Origin of the sequence: Candidatus Poriferisocius sp., assembly GCF_965208475.1 — a bacterium.
Lineage (GTDB): Bacteria > Actinomycetota > Acidimicrobiia > Acidimicrobiales > Bin134 > Poriferisocius.
In genome coordinates this window covers 2,165,419-2,180,424 of sequence record NZ_OZ242338.1, presented here as the reverse complement: position 1 = coordinate 2,180,424, position 15,006 = coordinate 2,165,419, and the positions used below count along the sequence as shown (strand labels likewise).

Genomic DNA, 15,006 nt, shown 5'->3' with positions numbered 1-15,006 from the left:
TCAGTTCCCGAAGGACCGGTATGCGTGTCGGCGGTGAGCCACCCGCAGCACCACGATCTCTCTGCGACCTTCGTCGATCCGGAACACAACTCGAAACGTGCCACGACGCGCGGCCCACAATCCCTCAAGATCGCCTCGTAGTGGCGTTGCGACTCTACGGGGCGTCTCAGCCAAAGGGCCTGAAATCAACTCGATTGCAGCTGAAGCGACAGATTCTGGAAGCTGCTCGGCGATCGCGGTGGCCGCGGAGCGAGAGACCGTTATCCGGTACCGTTCCGCATTCACAGCGACCGAAGCGCTCTGAGGGCCTCCTCGCCGCGAACAACGTCGCCCTTAAGAACCTCACGCTCGGCCTGAGCGATCCCTTCCAATGCGTCTGGGTCGGCCAGGATTGCCAGCGTTTCCTCCAGCGATTCGAGGTCTTCCGGACTCATTAGCACCGCGGCAGGCATTCCATTGCGGGTTATGACAATGCGTTCATGTTGGCCATGAACCCTCTCAACGAAATCAGAGAAGCGATCCCGCACGGTCCGCAGCGATTCAGTCGACATGGCCACTATTGTGCCACACTTTTGAGCTGGGACAACCCCCACTTCCGTTAAAAGTCGCACTCTCTTCAGATCTGCACAAATTGAAGGTAGTACTTGCAAATTGTCACGTTAGCTCTACCTCGCGGGGTGAAGCCGCCGTCGGCGAATATGCGTTAGTCGGTGATCGTGCCGTACGCCCAGATTCCAGATGGGTTCGTGACTTCGGTGACCCAGACCAAGTACAGGCCCACATCGCTGGCGCCGATGGTCGGGGCCCGCACTGTTGCGGTGGTGTCGCCGCTGCTGATCGTCACTGTGCCTCCGTCGGCGTAGGTGAGGCCATGTGCAATGGTGTAGTACACGTCGACATCGCTGCTGTATGTGCAGTCGAGGCTGATGACGAACTCGAGGTCGTCGCCTCGCTGGGCGGTCGCGTCGGCTGCGGACACGGTCGGCTTGCCGGTGCACGCATCGCCGTCCGCTGGCGCCCCACATCAGCGAGCGCACGATCAGCTTCCACTACGGCAAGCACCACGCCGCCTACGTCGAGACGGCGAACGAGCTGACGGCCGACACTGCGCACGCCGATGTCTCGCTGGAAGCGCTCGTGCGCTCATTGGGCCCCGGCGACCGTGGCAGCAAGCTGTTCAACGCCGCGGCGCAGGCCTGGAACCACGACTTCTACTGGCGCTCGATGTCGCCGGGCGGCGGCGGCGAGCCAGACGGCGACCTCGCAGCCGCACTGGCAGCGAGCTTCGGCAGCGTGGACGCCCTCCGCGACGAGTTCGCGGCCGCAGCGGTGGGCAATTTCGCCTCAGGTTGGGGCTGGCTGGTGTTCGACACGGCTGCGGCCGGCGCCGGGCCCGGCGCGCTTCGCATCGTCCAGACCGATGTCGAGCACCTGGCCAACTGGGAATTCGCCTCGGCCAACTACGCAGCCGCCCTGCACGCCCACGCGTAGCCCACCGAACCCGTCAAGTGCCGGCCAGCTTGCTCGGCTGTGCGAATGCGCGGAATTGCAGCATAAATATAGTGGTAATTGTATCATTAGTGCCGTAGTAATTGTAGTATTACGACTCATGGCCGAGTATCTCCATCGGGTCGTCGACGTCGAACTCGACGAGCTGTCGGCCGCGTCCGCCATGTCGATCGAAGGCCCGCGTGCGGTCGGCAAGACCGAAACGGCACTGCGCCGTGCGGTGACGGTTCACCGACTCGACGACCCCGATCAGCTCGCTGTGCTGCGATCAGCCCCGAGACGCGTCGTCGAAGGCACACCTCCTGTGCTCATTGACGAATGGCAGCGACTCCCCGGTGCCTGGGACTTGGTGCGACGAGCCGTGGACACAAATGCGTCGGAGTCCCGATACTTGCTTACCGGCTCGGCGGCACCGGCGGAGATGCCCACCCATACCGGCGCCGGCAGGATCATCACGGTGCGGATGCGGCCGATGTCACTGGCGGAGCGCGGCATCGAGACACCGACGGTCAGCCTCGAGGCACTGCTCACCGGCGATCGGCAGGAGCTTGGGGGCAGCACCTTGATTGGGGTGGAGCAGTACGCACACGAGATCACCGCCTCAGGATTCCCCGGTATCCGTACCCAGGGACCTCGCGTCAGGCGCGGCCTCCTCGATGGCTACATCGACCGCATCATCGAGCACGACATTCACGGTTTCGGCAGGACGTTTCGCGACCGGGGCCAGCTTCGCGGCTGGATGACCGCCTATGCCGCAGCGACCTCTACCACCGCATCGTTCGAGAAGATTCGCGACGCTGCCACGCTCGGCGAGAACGACAAACCGGCACGCACCACTGTCGGCCCGTACCGGGCCGCTCTCGAGAACCTCTGGATGATCGAACCGGTCCCGGCGTGGATGCCCACTCGCAACCGCCTGCGGGCCTTGGGTTCAGCACCGGTGCACCAGATGGCCGATCCCGCGCTCGCGGCACGTCTCGTCGGCGTCGACGTCGACGGCCTGCTCGCAGCTCGCCGTTCTTGGAGCGGCGACGGGCCGTTCCTCGGAGCGCTCTTCGAATCCCTCGTCACGCTCTCGGCCCGCACCTACGCTCAAGCGGCAGGGGCCCGGGTTTCCCACATGCGCACACAAGGCGGCCAGCATGAGGTCGACGTGATCATCGAACGCGATGATGGTGCCATCGTGGCGCTCGAAGTCAAGCTGACCTCATCGGTCGATGATCACGACATCGGGCACCTGACGTGGCTCCGCGATCGAATCGGCGCGAGGCTGCTCGACGCGGCCGTTATCACCACCGGACCGCACGCATACCGCCGACCTGACGGCATCGGCGTCATTCCCGCTGCACTCCTAGGTCCCTGAAAGGAATGGCATCCCCACACGCTCGTGCCGTGGAGCCGGGGCGAGGATTTCGGGCCCGACTACGAGTGGTCGCCCGAAGAGGCGAGCCTGACCGCCGAAGCTCGCAGCGCCCTGTTCGTGAACGTGCTGACCGAGGAGAGCCTTCGGCACGCACCACAGGAGCACGTGCTGTTGGCCGTCAGCCGGTGATGGTGCCGTACGCCCAGATTCCCCAGGGGTTGGTGACTTCGGTGACGTAGGCGAGGTATATGCCGACCTCGTTGGTGGCGCCGGTGGTGGGCATGGTGACGGTGGTTGTGGTGTGGCCGCTGTTGATGGTCGCTGTGCCTGCGCCTTCTATGTAGAGGCGGCCGTCGTGTGTTACCGAGTAGTGGACGACGACGTCGCTGGTGTGGGCGCAGTCGAGGCTGATGACGAACTCGAGGTCGTCGCCGCGTGGGGCGGTCGCGTCGGCCGCGGCCACGGTCGGCTTGCCGGTACACGCATCGCTGTCCGCGGGCACCTGGTCGGTGTCCGCGATGTCGTCGGTGTCGGGCACGTCCTGCACCGGCGGCGGGTCGTCGTCGTCGGCGACGCTGACCGTCGCCGAAGCAGTGCCCACGTCGTAATCGGCGCCGTCGGCCACCGTCACTGACACCGACCCGTCGGCCTCGTCGACCGAGTCGTCGGATGTCGCGACGCTGACCGTCGCAGAACCGCCGCTGCCGATGCTGATCGTCCGCGAACCCGTCACCGCTCCGAAATCGCCCGACGCGGCGACCGTCACACTGACCGAGATCGGACTCGCCGGCGGCGGCGCCGCCGCGAGCGTGAACGACGCAGAACCGCCCTCAGTAACACCAGCCCCAGCGGTGACGCTGACCACCGGCGGGGGCGGGTCGTCGTCGTCGGCGACGCTGACCGTCGCCGACGCGGTGCCGACGTCGTAATCGGCGCCGTCAGCAACCGTCACCGACACCGAGCCGTCAGCCTCGTCGACCGAGTCATCAGACGTCGCCACCGACAGGACCTTGCTGGTCGTGCCCGCGGCGATCGTCACCGTCTGTGAGCCCGTCACGACGCCGTAATCGCCCGACGCCCCAACCGTGACGCTCACCGGCAGGTCCGCAGCCGGCGCAGCATCGGCGCTCACCGTGAACGACGCAGAACCGCCCTCAACCACACCGGCGCCGGCGCTGACGCTCACCACCGGCGCGGCCACCAGCGGCGCGTCGTCATCGTCGAGCACCTGCACCGACTGCGACGAGCTCGAACCCACCGTGTAACCGCCGCTGCTGTCGCTGTTGAGCGTCAGCGTCACCGAGCCGTCGGCCTCGTCGACCGAGTCGTCCAGCGTGGTAAGCGTCAGCGTCTTGGAAGACTGCCCTGCGGGGATCGTCACCGTATGCGCACCCGTCTGTACGCCGAAGTCGCCCAAAGCCGACACCGCCGCGCTCACCGCCAGATCGGCAGCAGGCGGCGGAACCGCGCTCACCGTGAACGACACACCAGAACCCTCCGTGCCGCCAACAGAACCGGTGATATTCACCTCCGGCACACTCACCGGCTGCGGGGCCGCCAAAAACGCCTGCACCTTCGGCAGCGTCGTGACGCCGTCCTGCCAGCCATGTCTGACCGACCTCTCAAGCCACACCGCGATATCCGCGTCGCTCATCCCCGTCCGGCCCTCAAGCCGATCCAAAATCAGATTCCAATCACGGATCCCGTTCGCATGATTCCGGTTCGTGAAATCGGTGATGTGCGCGTTGACTTCCGCGATCAGGGCCGCTTCGTCAAGCGGAGCATCGTTCGAGTCGCCCATCGGCGCATCGTCGGAGTCAAGGATCGGCCCATCGTCGGAGTCGGGCCCGATGCGCGCCACGGTTGACCGCTGGTAGTGACGGTTCCACTGAGTGCTCGGCTCGGCTGCTCGGCTCCAGAACCCGGGCGGCGTGTACTCGTCGAACACCACGTTGCCCGCCGCAGCGTCGGCTGCGACATGCACGCGAACCGTGTACACCCGATTGCGTTTGGAGCTGGTCTTGAAGTCCAAACGCTGGAACCACTGGGCGTCCTCAGCCCCGTTGTTCCAAATCAGCGACATCTTCACATCCCGCCAATGCGACTCGGAACGCAGAGTGAGGATGTGCGTTTGATCGGCCGGAAGGGTTCGATCCTTCAGCCGCACGCGAAACGAATACGTCTCACCCGGAACGAGCTCGTCAGGCAGCGCTGTATCCACTCCTCCGCCGTCGTTCATGTTTATCCAGGTCGAGCCGTTGGGGCCAGCGGAGAACTGCACGTCTTGGTCCGGGGCGTCGTCATCGGTAATGGTGATCGCCACCGGCCACTGCTCGCCGGAGGGGTCCTGGAAGAAGTGGCCCTGATGGGGATGGCCGGTAATCCTGGCCAGTATCTGGTGCCTCACCGTCCTGCGGTGGTCCGAGGTGTCAGAATCGTGGCCGGCTTGGAAGGTCACCGTCTGCCACGTTTCGAGTTCGTCCCAGCTCACGACGTTCCTCAGATGGGGACAGTAGCTCGGAGAGTCAGAGCCGAACACTGCAAACGTCGTGGACCCCGAGGGGAATCGCGCGTGATCGGCGCTGGTCACACAAGTGAGCCGGTCACGGTCAGCGTTCCCCTCGAAGAACCGCCCACCGCTGCGAGCAAGCACTTCCAACTCGTGGTATCGAGTGTCCGGCCGAGTGAACTTGTACTGATACGACTGCGCACTGCCGCCCTCGGTCAGGGTCAACGACGGGGTCGTGGTCGCGACCCAGCCGGTGTCGCCGTCCACCGGGCACGCATTGTTCGCGGCCGTGCACACTCGGAACATCATGCGGCCGAGGTCGGAATGGTCGCTGGGCCGGATCCAGAAGTACAAAGACCGACTGCCGAGGTTCTGGCTGGGCAGGGCCTTATAGACGTCACGCGGCAATTGGCCCATTTCGATGATGCCCCGTTCGAACTCCTCCCGAGCGGCGTCGTCGACGATCGTGACAGAGACTAAGCCGGTTTTCGCACCGTTCGCAATGCTGATGGACGACGGCATATTCAGATCGTCGGCCGACACCGACCAGCCTGCCGACACACCGTCTGCTGGGACATGACGGATCGGGATGCTCAGCGCCTTCCCCGTGTTGTTCGCCTTCTTCAGTTTGGCGGTGACCGTGATCGTCGTTCCCTCACTCACCAGTGCGTTGCGGCCAACGTTCAACCACAACCCCACCCGCTGAATGTCACTCTCCGATATCTGGGCCGCGGCCGGCTGAACTGCGACCGCCGCCGCCAACGCCACTGTCAATAACGCGACGAGAACGCCGAACACAGCGCGCCGTCGGGTTCTCACGCCTGCATCCAAGGGGGAATCAACTCGATTCTGCATTTCACACCAACACTTTCTAGACGGCCATGCCGACCCGCCGCCGGCTTGTTGTGGCCTGTGCCCAAATCTTACTAGTCATGTACGGAAGCCCGGCAAATGCGCGCCGTCAGAACCGGAAAGCGCTCCGTCCAGCCATGGCCGAGCCTCGTGATGACGAGGAGCGTCCTCATTCACCGCATAGGGCAGCACATTGGCGTCAACCAACTTCACGACCTGGTTTGCATCGTGGGGAAGACGCAGGAGCGTTAGTCGGTGATGGTGCCATATGCCCAGATTCCAGATGGGTTCGTGACCTCGGTGACCCAGACCAAGTACAGGCCCACATCGCTGGCGCCGATGGTCGGGGCCAGCACTGTTGCGGTGGTGTCGCCGCTGCTGATCGTCACTGAGCCTCCGTCGGCGTAGGTGAGGCCATGGGCAATGGTGTAGTACACGTCGACATCGCTGCTGTATGTGCAGTCGAGGCTGATGACGAACTCGAGGTCGTCGCCGCGTGGGGCGGTCGCGTCGGCCGCGGCCACGGTCGGCTTGCCGGTACACGCATCGCTGTCCGCGGGCACCTGGTTGGTGTCGGGCACCTCCACCGGTTGATTGGGGTCGACGGAGTTCTGATCGGGGACATCATCGGTGTCGGGCACGTTCTCCGGTGGCGGGTCGTCGTCGTCGACGCTGACCGTCGCCGTGGCGGTGCCCACGTCGTAGTCGGCGCCGTCGGCCACCGTCACCGTCACCGAGCCGTCAGCCTCGTCGACCGAGTCATCGGACGTCGCCACCGAGATGGCCTTGCTGGTCGTGCCCGCGGCGATCGTCACCGTTCGAGAGCCCGTGGTGACGCCGTAATCGCCCGACGCCGCGACCGTGACGCTCACGGGCAGGTCCGCAGCCGGCGCAGCATCGGCGCTCACCGTGAACGACGCAGAACCGCCCTCAGCCACACCGGCGCCAGCGGTGACGCTCACCACCGGCGCGGCCACCTGCTGCGGGTCGTCGTCGTCGAGCACCTGCACCGACTGCGACGACAACGAACCAACGGTGTAACCGCCGCCGCTGTTCAACGTCAACGTCACCGAACCGTCAGGCTCGTCAACCGAGTCATCAGAGGTCGACAGCGTCAGCGTCGCAGACGACTGCCCCGCCGGGATCGTCACCGTATGCGCACCAGACGACACCCCGAAGTCGCCCAAAGCCGACACTGTCACGCTCACCGCCAGATCGGCAGTCGGCGGCGGAACCGCGCTCGCCGTGAACGACACGTCAGAACCCTCCGTGCCGCCGACAGAACCGGTGATGTTCACCTCCGGCACAACGACCGGCTGCGGCGCCGCCAACATCGCCTGCACCTTCGGCAACGTCGTGACGCCGTCCTGCCAGCCATGGCGGACCGCCCGCTCGAGCCACACAGCGATGTCCGCGTCGCTCATACCCGTGCGGCCCTCGAGCCGATCCAAAATCAGATTCCAATCACGGACACCGTTCGCATGATTCCGGCTCGTGAAATCCGCAATATGCGCATTCACCTCCGCAATCAGAGCCGCCTCGTCTAGCCGAACATCGTTGGAGTCACCCATTGGCGCATCGTTCGAGTCGCTGATCGGCGCATCGTCGGAGTCAAGGATCGGCCCATCGTCGGAGTCGCTGACCGGCTGTTCGGCCGCGGCCAACGCCGTCTGCACCTTCGGCAGCGTCGTGATGGCGTCCTGCCAGTTATGGAAGCGCGCCCTGTTGTACCACAGCTGGATGTCACTGTCGCGCATGCCTGGCCGGCCTTCGAGCCGATCCAGGATCAGATTCCAGTCGCGGACGGCAACCGTATTACCCGAACTCGTGAAATTGGTGATGTGCCCGTTGACTTCCGCTATCAGCGGAGCATTGTCGACCGGTGCGTTGTGGGCCCTATGGCGGTCCGCAGCGTGGGGCTCGATGCGCGCCACGGCCCCGTAGAAGTGGTGACGGTGATTCTGACTGCCAAGATCGGCTGCTCGGCTCCAGAAACCGGGATCGGTGTATTCCTCGAACATCACGTTGCCCGCCGCAGCGTCGGCCGCGACATGCACGCGAACCGTGTACGTCCGCAACCAAGTCGAGTTGAAGCGGAAGTCCAAACGCTGGTACCACTGGGCGTCCTCGGCCCCGGTATCCCAAACCATCGACATTGTCACATCTCTGGGATGCGAATGGGAACGCAGCTTGATGAAGTGCGTCCCATCCCGCTGGGCGCTTGAGGTTCGGTCCCGCAGCCGCACCTGAAATGAATACGTCTGGCCCGGGACGAGCACGTCAGGCAGCGCTGAATCCACTCCTCCGCCGTCGTTCATCGCAATCCAACCGCTGCCGTTGCCGTTGAACTCCACATCCTGGTCCGGGCGGTCGTCATCGATAATGTTGAGCCGCACCGGCCACCTCTCGCCGGAGGGGTCCTGGTAGTAGTGGCCCGCATATGGATGGCCAGTAATCCGGGCCAGCGTCCGGTGCCGCACCGTCACGCTGTGGTCCGAGGAGTCCGCGTCCGAGCCGGCGCGATAGGTCACCGTGCGCCATGTGTCGATCTGATCCCCGCCGTAGGACCTCGGCCGATGCGGGCACTGCGACGGTACGTCGCCGGGCAGCACAGTGAGAGTGCTCAGGGGAGGTACTGAGTGATCGGCGGTGCCCACGCAGATCAGCCGATCGCGGTCGACAGAAATTCCATTCGTAGGGATTTTCGAATGGCCGGGTGACACTTCAACCTCACGGAACGCAGTGAGCGCCGGGGTCAGCCGGTACTGGTACGACTTCGGAGGACCGCCTTCTTGCAGGGTCAGCGATGGGGTCGTGGTCTCGACCCAGCCGTCGTCGCCGCCCACCGGACAACTGTTGTCCGCCCTCTCACACACCCGGAACCGCAGGCGGCCGATGTCGGCAACGTCGCTGGGCGCGATGTCGAAGTACACACCTGGGCTGCCGGGATCGTCTGGGTCAGGGTTGCGGGTGGGTGGAAGTCGATGCGGCGCCGGATGCCACCCGCTCGGCAGGTGCCCGAGCACGATCGCGGCCCGCTCGAACTCTTCCGCGATGTTGTCGTCGACAACCTGAACGGTGACCGAGGCGGTCGTCGCACCGGCGGGAATGGTGATGGACGCCGGAAACATCAGGTCGGCAGCCGACGCCGAACGGCCCGCCGCTACGCCTCCCGCTGGGCTGAACTGGATCGGAACGATCAGCGCGGTCCCCGTGTGCGAGCTGTGGTTACCGCCTCTGGTGCGCTCGGCCGTGACGGTGAACGAGCTGCCCTCGCTCACCAATCTGTTGGAGCCGCCGCTCATGTACAACCCCACCCGCTGGGGGGAAGTGTCATGTGCCGCGGCCGGCTGCACCGCGACCGCCGCCGACGCCGCGGTCAGCAGCGCGAGGAGGGCACCGAACACCGCCCGACGGCTCCGAGGGCAGGGGAGGGCATTAACCCGGTTCTGCATTTCACACCACTCGTTGCTAGATGGCCATGCCGACCCACCGTCAGCGTATTTTGGCCTGTGCCTGAACCGTACTAGTCATGCACGGAGCCCGGCTAATTCGCGCCGTCGGATCGCAGGACGCAATCTCGGGCCTCGCTCAGGCCGGCGTTTCCCATCGCACGTCGGGGAAGCGCGAAAAGTCGTGGTCATAGGACACGATTTGGGAGTGGTGTTCGATCGCCAGCGCGGCGAGATGGGCATCGTTGACAAGATTGCCTCCACCGCCGAAGGGAACTAACAGTTCACGCACCAGTACGAGGTGACGTGCGGTGGGCTCAACTATGGCGGCAGACGGCTGAGACAGCCAGGCCTCTACTTGGTCTAGCGCGTCGGCTAGGGATAAGGGAGAGGGGAAGAGGTTTGCCTGGGTAGACAAGCGAGCGAAGGCCAGCAGAACTATCCAGGAGAACGCCACTGTTGCCCCACCGGAAAGCGCTCCGTCCAGCCATGCCCGAGCCTCGTGATGACGAGGCGCGTCCTCGTTCACCGCATAGAGCAGCACATTGGCGTCAACCAATTTCACGACCTGGTTTGCATCCTTCGCGCTAGCTCGTCGTCCTCAAGTTCGCCGACTAGCTGTAGCGCCTTGTCGAGGTTGACCGTGGGTTGGCCCATTGCCGATGTCGAAGTTTGAAACTCCTGTGACCCTCGGATGCTGTTCCTTCCCTCCCTGATGAGGTCGTTGAGCGCCTGCTTGAATGAGATCCGACGATCCTTCATTCGTCGGCGCACAATTTGCTCCGTGTCAGAGTCAAGCGTCACCGTCGTCCTCATTGTGACAGCATAGCACAATAAATATTGATGCTTAGCTGTCATACTGGCGACGTGCTCCTACCTCGCGGGGATGAAGCCGCCGTCGATGATGATGCATTGGCCGGTGATGTAGCTGCCGGCGTCGGATGCGAGCAGGAGGGCGGCGCCGACTAGCTCGTCGGGGTGGCCTATGCGGCCGATTTGGCTGAGGTCGGACATGCGGGCCATGGCCTCGGGGCCGGTGTTGCGGGTCATGGTGGTGTCTACCGTGCCGGGGGCGATGGCGTTCACCCGGATCCCCTGAGGCGAGTACACCCCGGCCATTGACCTTGTGAACGACAACAAGCCGGCCTTGGCTGCGCTGTACATGGAGGTGTCGGCCGCCGGGATGTAGGCCCCCACCGAGATCACGTTGATGACCGAGGCGTGGTCGGATTCCAGCAGCGCCGGCAGGCAGCGCTGGAACAAGAAGAACGGCCCCCGCAGGTTCACGGTGAACGACTTTTCCCATGCTTCAGGGGTGATGTGCTCCATGGGCAGGCCCAGCGGGTTGGCCGCGTTGTTCACCACGATGTCGATCTGACCGTAGTGCTCCACGGTGGCGTCAACCAGGCGGTTAACGCTGTCGAGGTCGCCCATGTGGGTAGGCACCGCTAGGGCCTTGCCGCCGGCCTCGGCGATCTCGGCCACCGCTAACTCGCAGGCGTCGGCCTTGCGGCTGGCCACCACCACCGTGGCCCCCTGGGCGGCGAAGCCGTGGGCGAAAGACAGTCCGATGCCCCGGCTGCCCCCGGTGACGATGGCCACCCGGTCCGACAGGTCGAACATTTGGGCGGCGTCGAGCGAAGTGGAGTCGGGACGGGGGGCGAACTTTGGGTCGGTGGAGGGATCGGCAGCGGGGGAGTCGGCCATGGCCGCACCCTAACCAGGCCTCGAGCCAGAACCGGAACTAGAAGTGGTACGGGAACTTCGAAAAGTCAGCGTCGCGCTTCTCAAGGAAAGAGTCCCGGCCCTCGGCGGCCTCGTCGGTGCCGTAGGCCAGCCGGGTGGCCTCTCCGGCGAACACCTGCTGGCCCACCAGGCCGTCGTCGATCAGGTTGAAGGCGAACTTCAGCATGCGCTGGGCGGTGGGGCTCTTGGCGTTCACCGCTGCGGCCCACTCCAGGGCGGTCTGCTCCAGCTCGGCGTGGGGCACTACCGCGTTGACCATGCCCATCTCGTAGGCCTCGGCCGCGGTGTAGGCCTTGCCCACGAAGAACACCTCCCTAGCCCGCTTCTGGCCCACCTGGCGGGCCAGGTAGGCCGAGCCGAAGCCGCCGTCGAAGCTGGCCACGTCGGCGTCGGTCTGCTTGAAGCGGGCGTGCTCGGCCGACGCCAGCGTCATGTCGCTGATCACGTGCAGGCTGTGGCCGCCTCCGGCCGCCCAGCCCGGCACCACCGCGATCACCACCTTGGGCATGAACCGGATGAGCCGCTGCACCTCCAATATGTGCAGGCGCCCGGTGCGGGCGCCGTCCACCGTGTCGGCGGTGTCGCCGCTGGCGTACTGGTAGCCGTCGGCGCCTCGGATGCGCTGGTCGCCGCCCGAGCTGAACGCCCAGCCGCCGTCGGTCGGCGAAGGCCCGTTGCCGGTGAGCAGCACTGTGCCCACGTCGGGGGTCATGCGGGCGTGGTCCAGGGTGCGATACAGCTCGTCCACCGTGTGGGGCCTAAAGGCGTTGCGCACCTCGGGGCGGTCGAAGGCGATCCGCACCGTGGCCTGGTCGACGGCCCGGTGGTAGGTCACGTCGGTCAACTCGAACCCCTCCACCGGCTTCCACCGCTCGGCGTCGAACAGCTCCGAGACCATGGGACAAGACTACGAGTGCGGTCTCGGGGTGAGGTATTCGAAGCCGGCGGGCGCGTCTTCTCGCCAGTCGTCATAGGCCTCCTTGGCCTTGCCGGCGGTCTTGTTCCGCACGGTCTTGCTCACCTTCTTGCGGGCCTTCTGCGCCGAGTGGCTGATGGTGTAGTACTGCATCTCCTTGAAGGCACGGCGGCGCCCCATCTCCGTCAAAGCACGGGCCGCGGACAGGGTCTTGCCCGTCCCCAGGGGCATGGCCACTCTGGCGGCGAACATCAGAGCCGATTTCCAATCTCCCTGAGAGAGCGCATACAGCGCCCGGGTGGTGTCCACGATCTCGCCCACCACCGGCAATACTCCGGCCGCCTCCATGGCCCAGAACCCAACATCGTCCCAACCGAAGCCGTCTTTGCGGTGGTAGGCGCCGTGGGCGATCACCGCGGCAGCGGCTTGCCTTACCTCTGGGGGCAGGCTCTCGTCGGCGGCGATGGCCTCAAAGTCGGCCTTGGACAAGAACTGGTCGGCCTTGGCCGGGTCGCCCTCAGCCGCGGTGTCGATAGCGGCCAAGTAGGGCAAAAGGGTGGTGTAGGCCGACATCTTGGCCTCGAAGGCGTCGAGATCGTCGAGACTGATCCGGCCGTCGCCGCCGCTGGCCTGGAATCCCTCGATGGGATCAGACAGGTAGTCGCGGTTGTTCTTGGCCGTGTCCAGCATGGCGAGCAGGCTGCCGTTGGTGAGCAGAATGCGGGCGGCCTCCCCCAGGTCGTCGGTCCGGGTGGCGAACGACTCCAAGTCGCCCCGCGACACGATGTCGTCGCCGCCCCACGCCTCGGGAATGTCCCGCAGCACCTCGATGGCCCACAGCGCCAGGTTCAGTCCCTCGGGGCCCAGCAGGATCATCTGAGCACGCTGGGAGATGTCTTCGGAGTCGACCCTGAGCTGCTGGCTGATCCCTCCCAACGACTGGCCCACTGGATATTGCTCTCCCCCTAGCCAGTAGTCCACCTCATCGACCACCGCGGTCCACCGCTGGCGCCGAAAGTCGATCTCATCGGCGGCAGCCAGATAATCAATGGCCAGATCAAAGGACGCCTCAGCATCCATCGCAACAGTGGACATACATGTAGTATATCTAAAGTTACAGAGAGTAGCTATATATGGGGGCAGAGTCGAGGGACGAGTTACGGTCGCCCGTTTTTCCTGAGGGGTATCGGCGGGCGGCGCAGCAAGTTCACGGCCATAGCCGACGCCCGCGTGGGCCACGGCAGGCATTCGCCCTGCTCCGAAATCGGGACGCCGTCTCGGGCCGCGATCCGCCACCCGGTATAGGCCACGATCACCGCGTGGGCCCCCACCAGCACCAGGAAGAAGGTCCATGGAGCGGTCAAAGACATGACCACCCCGCCGGCCACCGGTCCGATTATCGACCCCACCCCGGCCGTTCTCACCAACGCGGCGCTGGCGCCGTTCAACTGCGACGAAGGCACCCAGTCGCCAGTAAGGGCAATGGCCAGTGAATAGAGCGGGAAAGTGGTGCCGCCGAAGCAGAAAACGAGCACCAGAGACGACGCCGATCCCGGCTCGACCAACGGCAGGGTCCCGGCGATGGCCGCAGCCGCGGCGGCGGCAGCGAAGATCACTGCTCGACGCGACACCCGATCGGAGAGCGACCCTATGGGCCACTGGAAGGCGATGGCCCCGGCGGTGGCCGCCACCAGGAACAGCGCGATCCTGCTCGTGGGCAGTCCCTCGTAAGCGGCGTACACCGCGCCCACCCCCAGCAGCGCGCCGTGGCTGATGCCGGCGCAGAAGGCGGTGACCACCCCGGTGGGGGCCAGGGTGATGAGCTGGCGCAGCGACAGCGGCTCGGGCACGGTCAGCGGGGGAGCACTGGTAGCCGACAGCGTGATGGGAACCAGCGCGGCGGAGATGAGCACCGAGGAGATCACGAACAACTCGAAACCCTCGGGGTCGCCTCCGTTGAGCAACAACTGGCCGAGCGTGAGCCCGCCCATCGACGACACCATGTACATCGACAAAAGGCGCCCCCGTGTGGTGTTGGTGGCCATGTCGTTGAGCCACGACTCCACCACCACCAACACACCGGCGATGCACAGCCCGAACAGCATCCGCAGCAAAGCCCAGGCGGCGGGATTGATCCACAGCAGATGCAGAATCGACACGCCGGAGGCCATCGAGGCCAACGCGGCGAACACCCGGATGTGGCCCACCGCGGCCAGAAAGTGCTCGGCCAGGCGCGTCCCGATCAAGAACCCGAAGAAGAAGCTGGCCATGACGATGCCGCTGACCGCGAGGCCGAATCCCTCCGACTCGGTTCGCACGCCGAGCAGCACTCCCTGGAGGCCGCCGCCCACCTGGATGAACAGCATTCCCACCAGCAGGGCTCGGGCTGCGCCCAGGCCGTGTCCCGTGGGACCAGCCTCGATTAGGGGACCGCCTACGACTCCACCGTCGTCCTTCTCAAGCCACCCGACGGCGTTCTCGGCCACTGCGTGTCAGCCTACCGACGCGCTCCCGATTTCCAACCGGAAAACGCGGTGGATTTCAGTCGTTCAGCGCTGCCGGGTGGGCGATGATCTCCGCTAGGTCCTCATCGAGCGGGTGACCACCCCCCACTGCCACATACCCTTCAACGCCGACCTGGAGAAGCAGCTATTGCCCA

Annotated in this window: 14 protein-coding genes and 1 pseudogene; 3 read left to right on the top strand and 12 right to left on the bottom strand. The window is 65.2% G+C overall.

The window, feature by feature from the left end; all coding sequences use genetic code 11:
• The 3 genes from ACOGXA_RS10260 to ACOGXA_RS10250 form a co-directional block, all read right to left on the bottom strand.
• Positions 1 to 285, bottom strand: coding sequence for a type II toxin-antitoxin system RelE family toxin (locus ACOGXA_RS10260; RefSeq protein ID WP_419923777.1), 285 nt, complete (start codon positions 283 to 285; stop codon positions 1 to 3).
• Positions 282 to 551, bottom strand: a complete 270-nt coding sequence (locus ACOGXA_RS10255; RefSeq protein ID WP_419923776.1) for a type II toxin-antitoxin system Phd/YefM family antitoxin — start codon at positions 549 to 551, stop codon at positions 282 to 284. The genes ACOGXA_RS10260 and ACOGXA_RS10255 overlap by 4 nt, the downstream gene beginning before the upstream one ends.
• Before the next feature lie 152 nt (positions 552 to 703).
• Entirely contained in the window at positions 704 to 979 is a 276-nt protein-coding gene (locus ACOGXA_RS10250; protein WP_419923775.1) for a hypothetical protein, read from the bottom strand.
• On the opposite strand from ACOGXA_RS10250, the gene ACOGXA_RS10245 reads away from it, so the two are divergent.
• The 3 genes from ACOGXA_RS10245 to ACOGXA_RS10235 all read left to right on the top strand — a co-directional run bounded on the left by ACOGXA_RS10245 (position 970) and on the right by ACOGXA_RS10235 (position 3,061).
• Positions 970 to 1,491 (top strand): superoxide dismutase, encoded by a 522-nt coding sequence (locus ACOGXA_RS10245; RefSeq protein ID WP_419926970.1) that lies wholly within the window; start codon positions 970 to 972, stop codon positions 1,489 to 1,491. The two genes, ACOGXA_RS10250 and ACOGXA_RS10245, sit on opposite strands and share 10 nt — an antisense overlap.
• A gap of 118 nt (positions 1,492 to 1,609) precedes the next feature.
• Positions 1,610 to 2,872: an ATP-binding protein gene (locus tag ACOGXA_RS10240; protein ID WP_419923774.1), complete on the top strand. Its 1,263-nt coding sequence runs from the start codon at positions 1,610 to 1,612 to the stop codon at positions 2,870 to 2,872.
• A 24-nt stretch (positions 2,873 to 2,896) separates the two neighbouring features.
• Positions 2,897 to 3,061 (top strand): hypothetical protein, encoded by a 165-nt coding sequence (locus ACOGXA_RS10235; RefSeq protein WP_419923773.1) that lies wholly within the window; start codon positions 2,897 to 2,899, stop codon positions 3,059 to 3,061.
• Here the strand turns inward: ACOGXA_RS10235 and ACOGXA_RS10230 are convergent.
• From ACOGXA_RS10230 to ACOGXA_RS10190, 9 genes and pseudogenes are all read right to left on the bottom strand, one after another.
• Complete coding sequence (locus ACOGXA_RS10230) at positions 3,051 to 6,200, bottom strand: Calx-beta domain-containing protein (protein ID WP_419923772.1); 3,150 nt, start codon at positions 6,198 to 6,200, stop codon at positions 3,051 to 3,053. The two genes, ACOGXA_RS10235 and ACOGXA_RS10230, sit on opposite strands and share 11 nt — an antisense overlap.
• 141 nt (positions 6,201 to 6,341) lie before the next feature.
• A pseudogene (locus ACOGXA_RS10225) lies at positions 6,342 to 6,446 on the bottom strand (type II toxin-antitoxin system VapC family toxin); the annotation flags it as partial.
• 35 nt (positions 6,447 to 6,481) lie between these two features.
• A complete protein-coding gene (locus ACOGXA_RS10220; RefSeq protein WP_419923771.1) occupies positions 6,482 to 9,688 on the bottom strand; it encodes a hypothetical protein in 3,207 nt (1,068 codons plus the stop codon).
• 136 nt (positions 9,689 to 9,824) lie between these two features.
• The gene (locus ACOGXA_RS10215; RefSeq protein ID WP_419923770.1) at positions 9,825 to 10,250 is read right to left on the bottom strand and encodes a type II toxin-antitoxin system VapC family toxin; all 426 of its coding nucleotides are present in this window, start codon (positions 10,248 to 10,250) and stop codon (positions 9,825 to 9,827) included.
• On the bottom strand, positions 10,247 to 10,501 hold the full coding sequence (locus tag ACOGXA_RS10210) for an antitoxin (protein WP_419923769.1): 255 nt from the start codon (positions 10,499 to 10,501) through the stop codon (positions 10,247 to 10,249). The genes ACOGXA_RS10215 and ACOGXA_RS10210 overlap by 4 nt, the downstream gene beginning before the upstream one ends.
• A 57-nt stretch (positions 10,502 to 10,558) precedes the next feature.
• On the bottom strand, positions 10,559 to 11,308 hold the full coding sequence (locus ACOGXA_RS10205; RefSeq protein ID WP_419926969.1) for an SDR family NAD(P)-dependent oxidoreductase: 750 nt from the start codon (positions 11,306 to 11,308) through the stop codon (positions 10,559 to 10,561).
• 121 nt (positions 11,309 to 11,429) lie between these two features.
• Positions 11,430 to 12,329, bottom strand: coding sequence for a 1,4-dihydroxy-2-naphthoyl-CoA synthase (locus tag ACOGXA_RS10200; RefSeq protein WP_419923768.1), 900 nt, complete (start codon positions 12,327 to 12,329; stop codon positions 11,430 to 11,432).
• Positions 12,330 to 12,338: 9 nt separating this feature from the next.
• Complete coding sequence (locus tag ACOGXA_RS10195) at positions 12,339 to 13,442, bottom strand: hypothetical protein (protein ID WP_419923767.1); 1,104 nt, start codon at positions 13,440 to 13,442, stop codon at positions 12,339 to 12,341.
• Between the two features lie 62 nt (positions 13,443 to 13,504).
• Positions 13,505 to 14,833 (bottom strand): MFS transporter, encoded by a 1,329-nt coding sequence (locus ACOGXA_RS10190; protein ID WP_419923766.1) that lies wholly within the window; start codon positions 14,831 to 14,833, stop codon positions 13,505 to 13,507.
• Positions 14,834 to 15,006 lie beyond the last annotated feature (173 nt).

Excerpts from the sequence above, each read along its gene's own strand:
- ACOGXA_RS10255 (WP_419923776.1), bottom strand. The coding sequence starts at position 551 with ATGTCGACTGAATCGCTGCGGACCGTGCGGGATCGCTTCTCTGATTTC.
- ACOGXA_RS10240 (WP_419923774.1), top strand. The coding sequence starts at position 1,610 with ATGGCCGAGTATCTCCATCGGGTCGTCGACGTCGAACTCGACGAGCTG.
- ACOGXA_RS10195 (WP_419923767.1), bottom strand. The coding sequence starts at position 13,442 with ATGTCCACTGTTGCGATGGATGCTGAGGCGTCCTTTGATCTGGCCATT.
- ACOGXA_RS10205 (WP_419926969.1), bottom strand. The coding sequence starts at position 11,308 with ATGTTCGACCTGTCGGACCGGGTGGCCATCGTCACCGGGGGCAGCCGG.
- ACOGXA_RS10200 (WP_419923768.1), bottom strand. The coding sequence starts at position 12,329 with ATGGTCTCGGAGCTGTTCGACGCCGAGCGGTGGAAGCCGGTGGAGGGG.
- ACOGXA_RS10220 (WP_419923771.1), bottom strand. The coding sequence starts at position 9,688 with ATGCAGAACCGGGTTAATGCCCTCCCCTGCCCTCGGAGCCGTCGGGCG.
- ACOGXA_RS10210 (WP_419923769.1), bottom strand. The coding sequence starts at position 10,501 with ATGAGGACGACGGTGACGCTTGACTCTGACACGGAGCAAATTGTGCGC.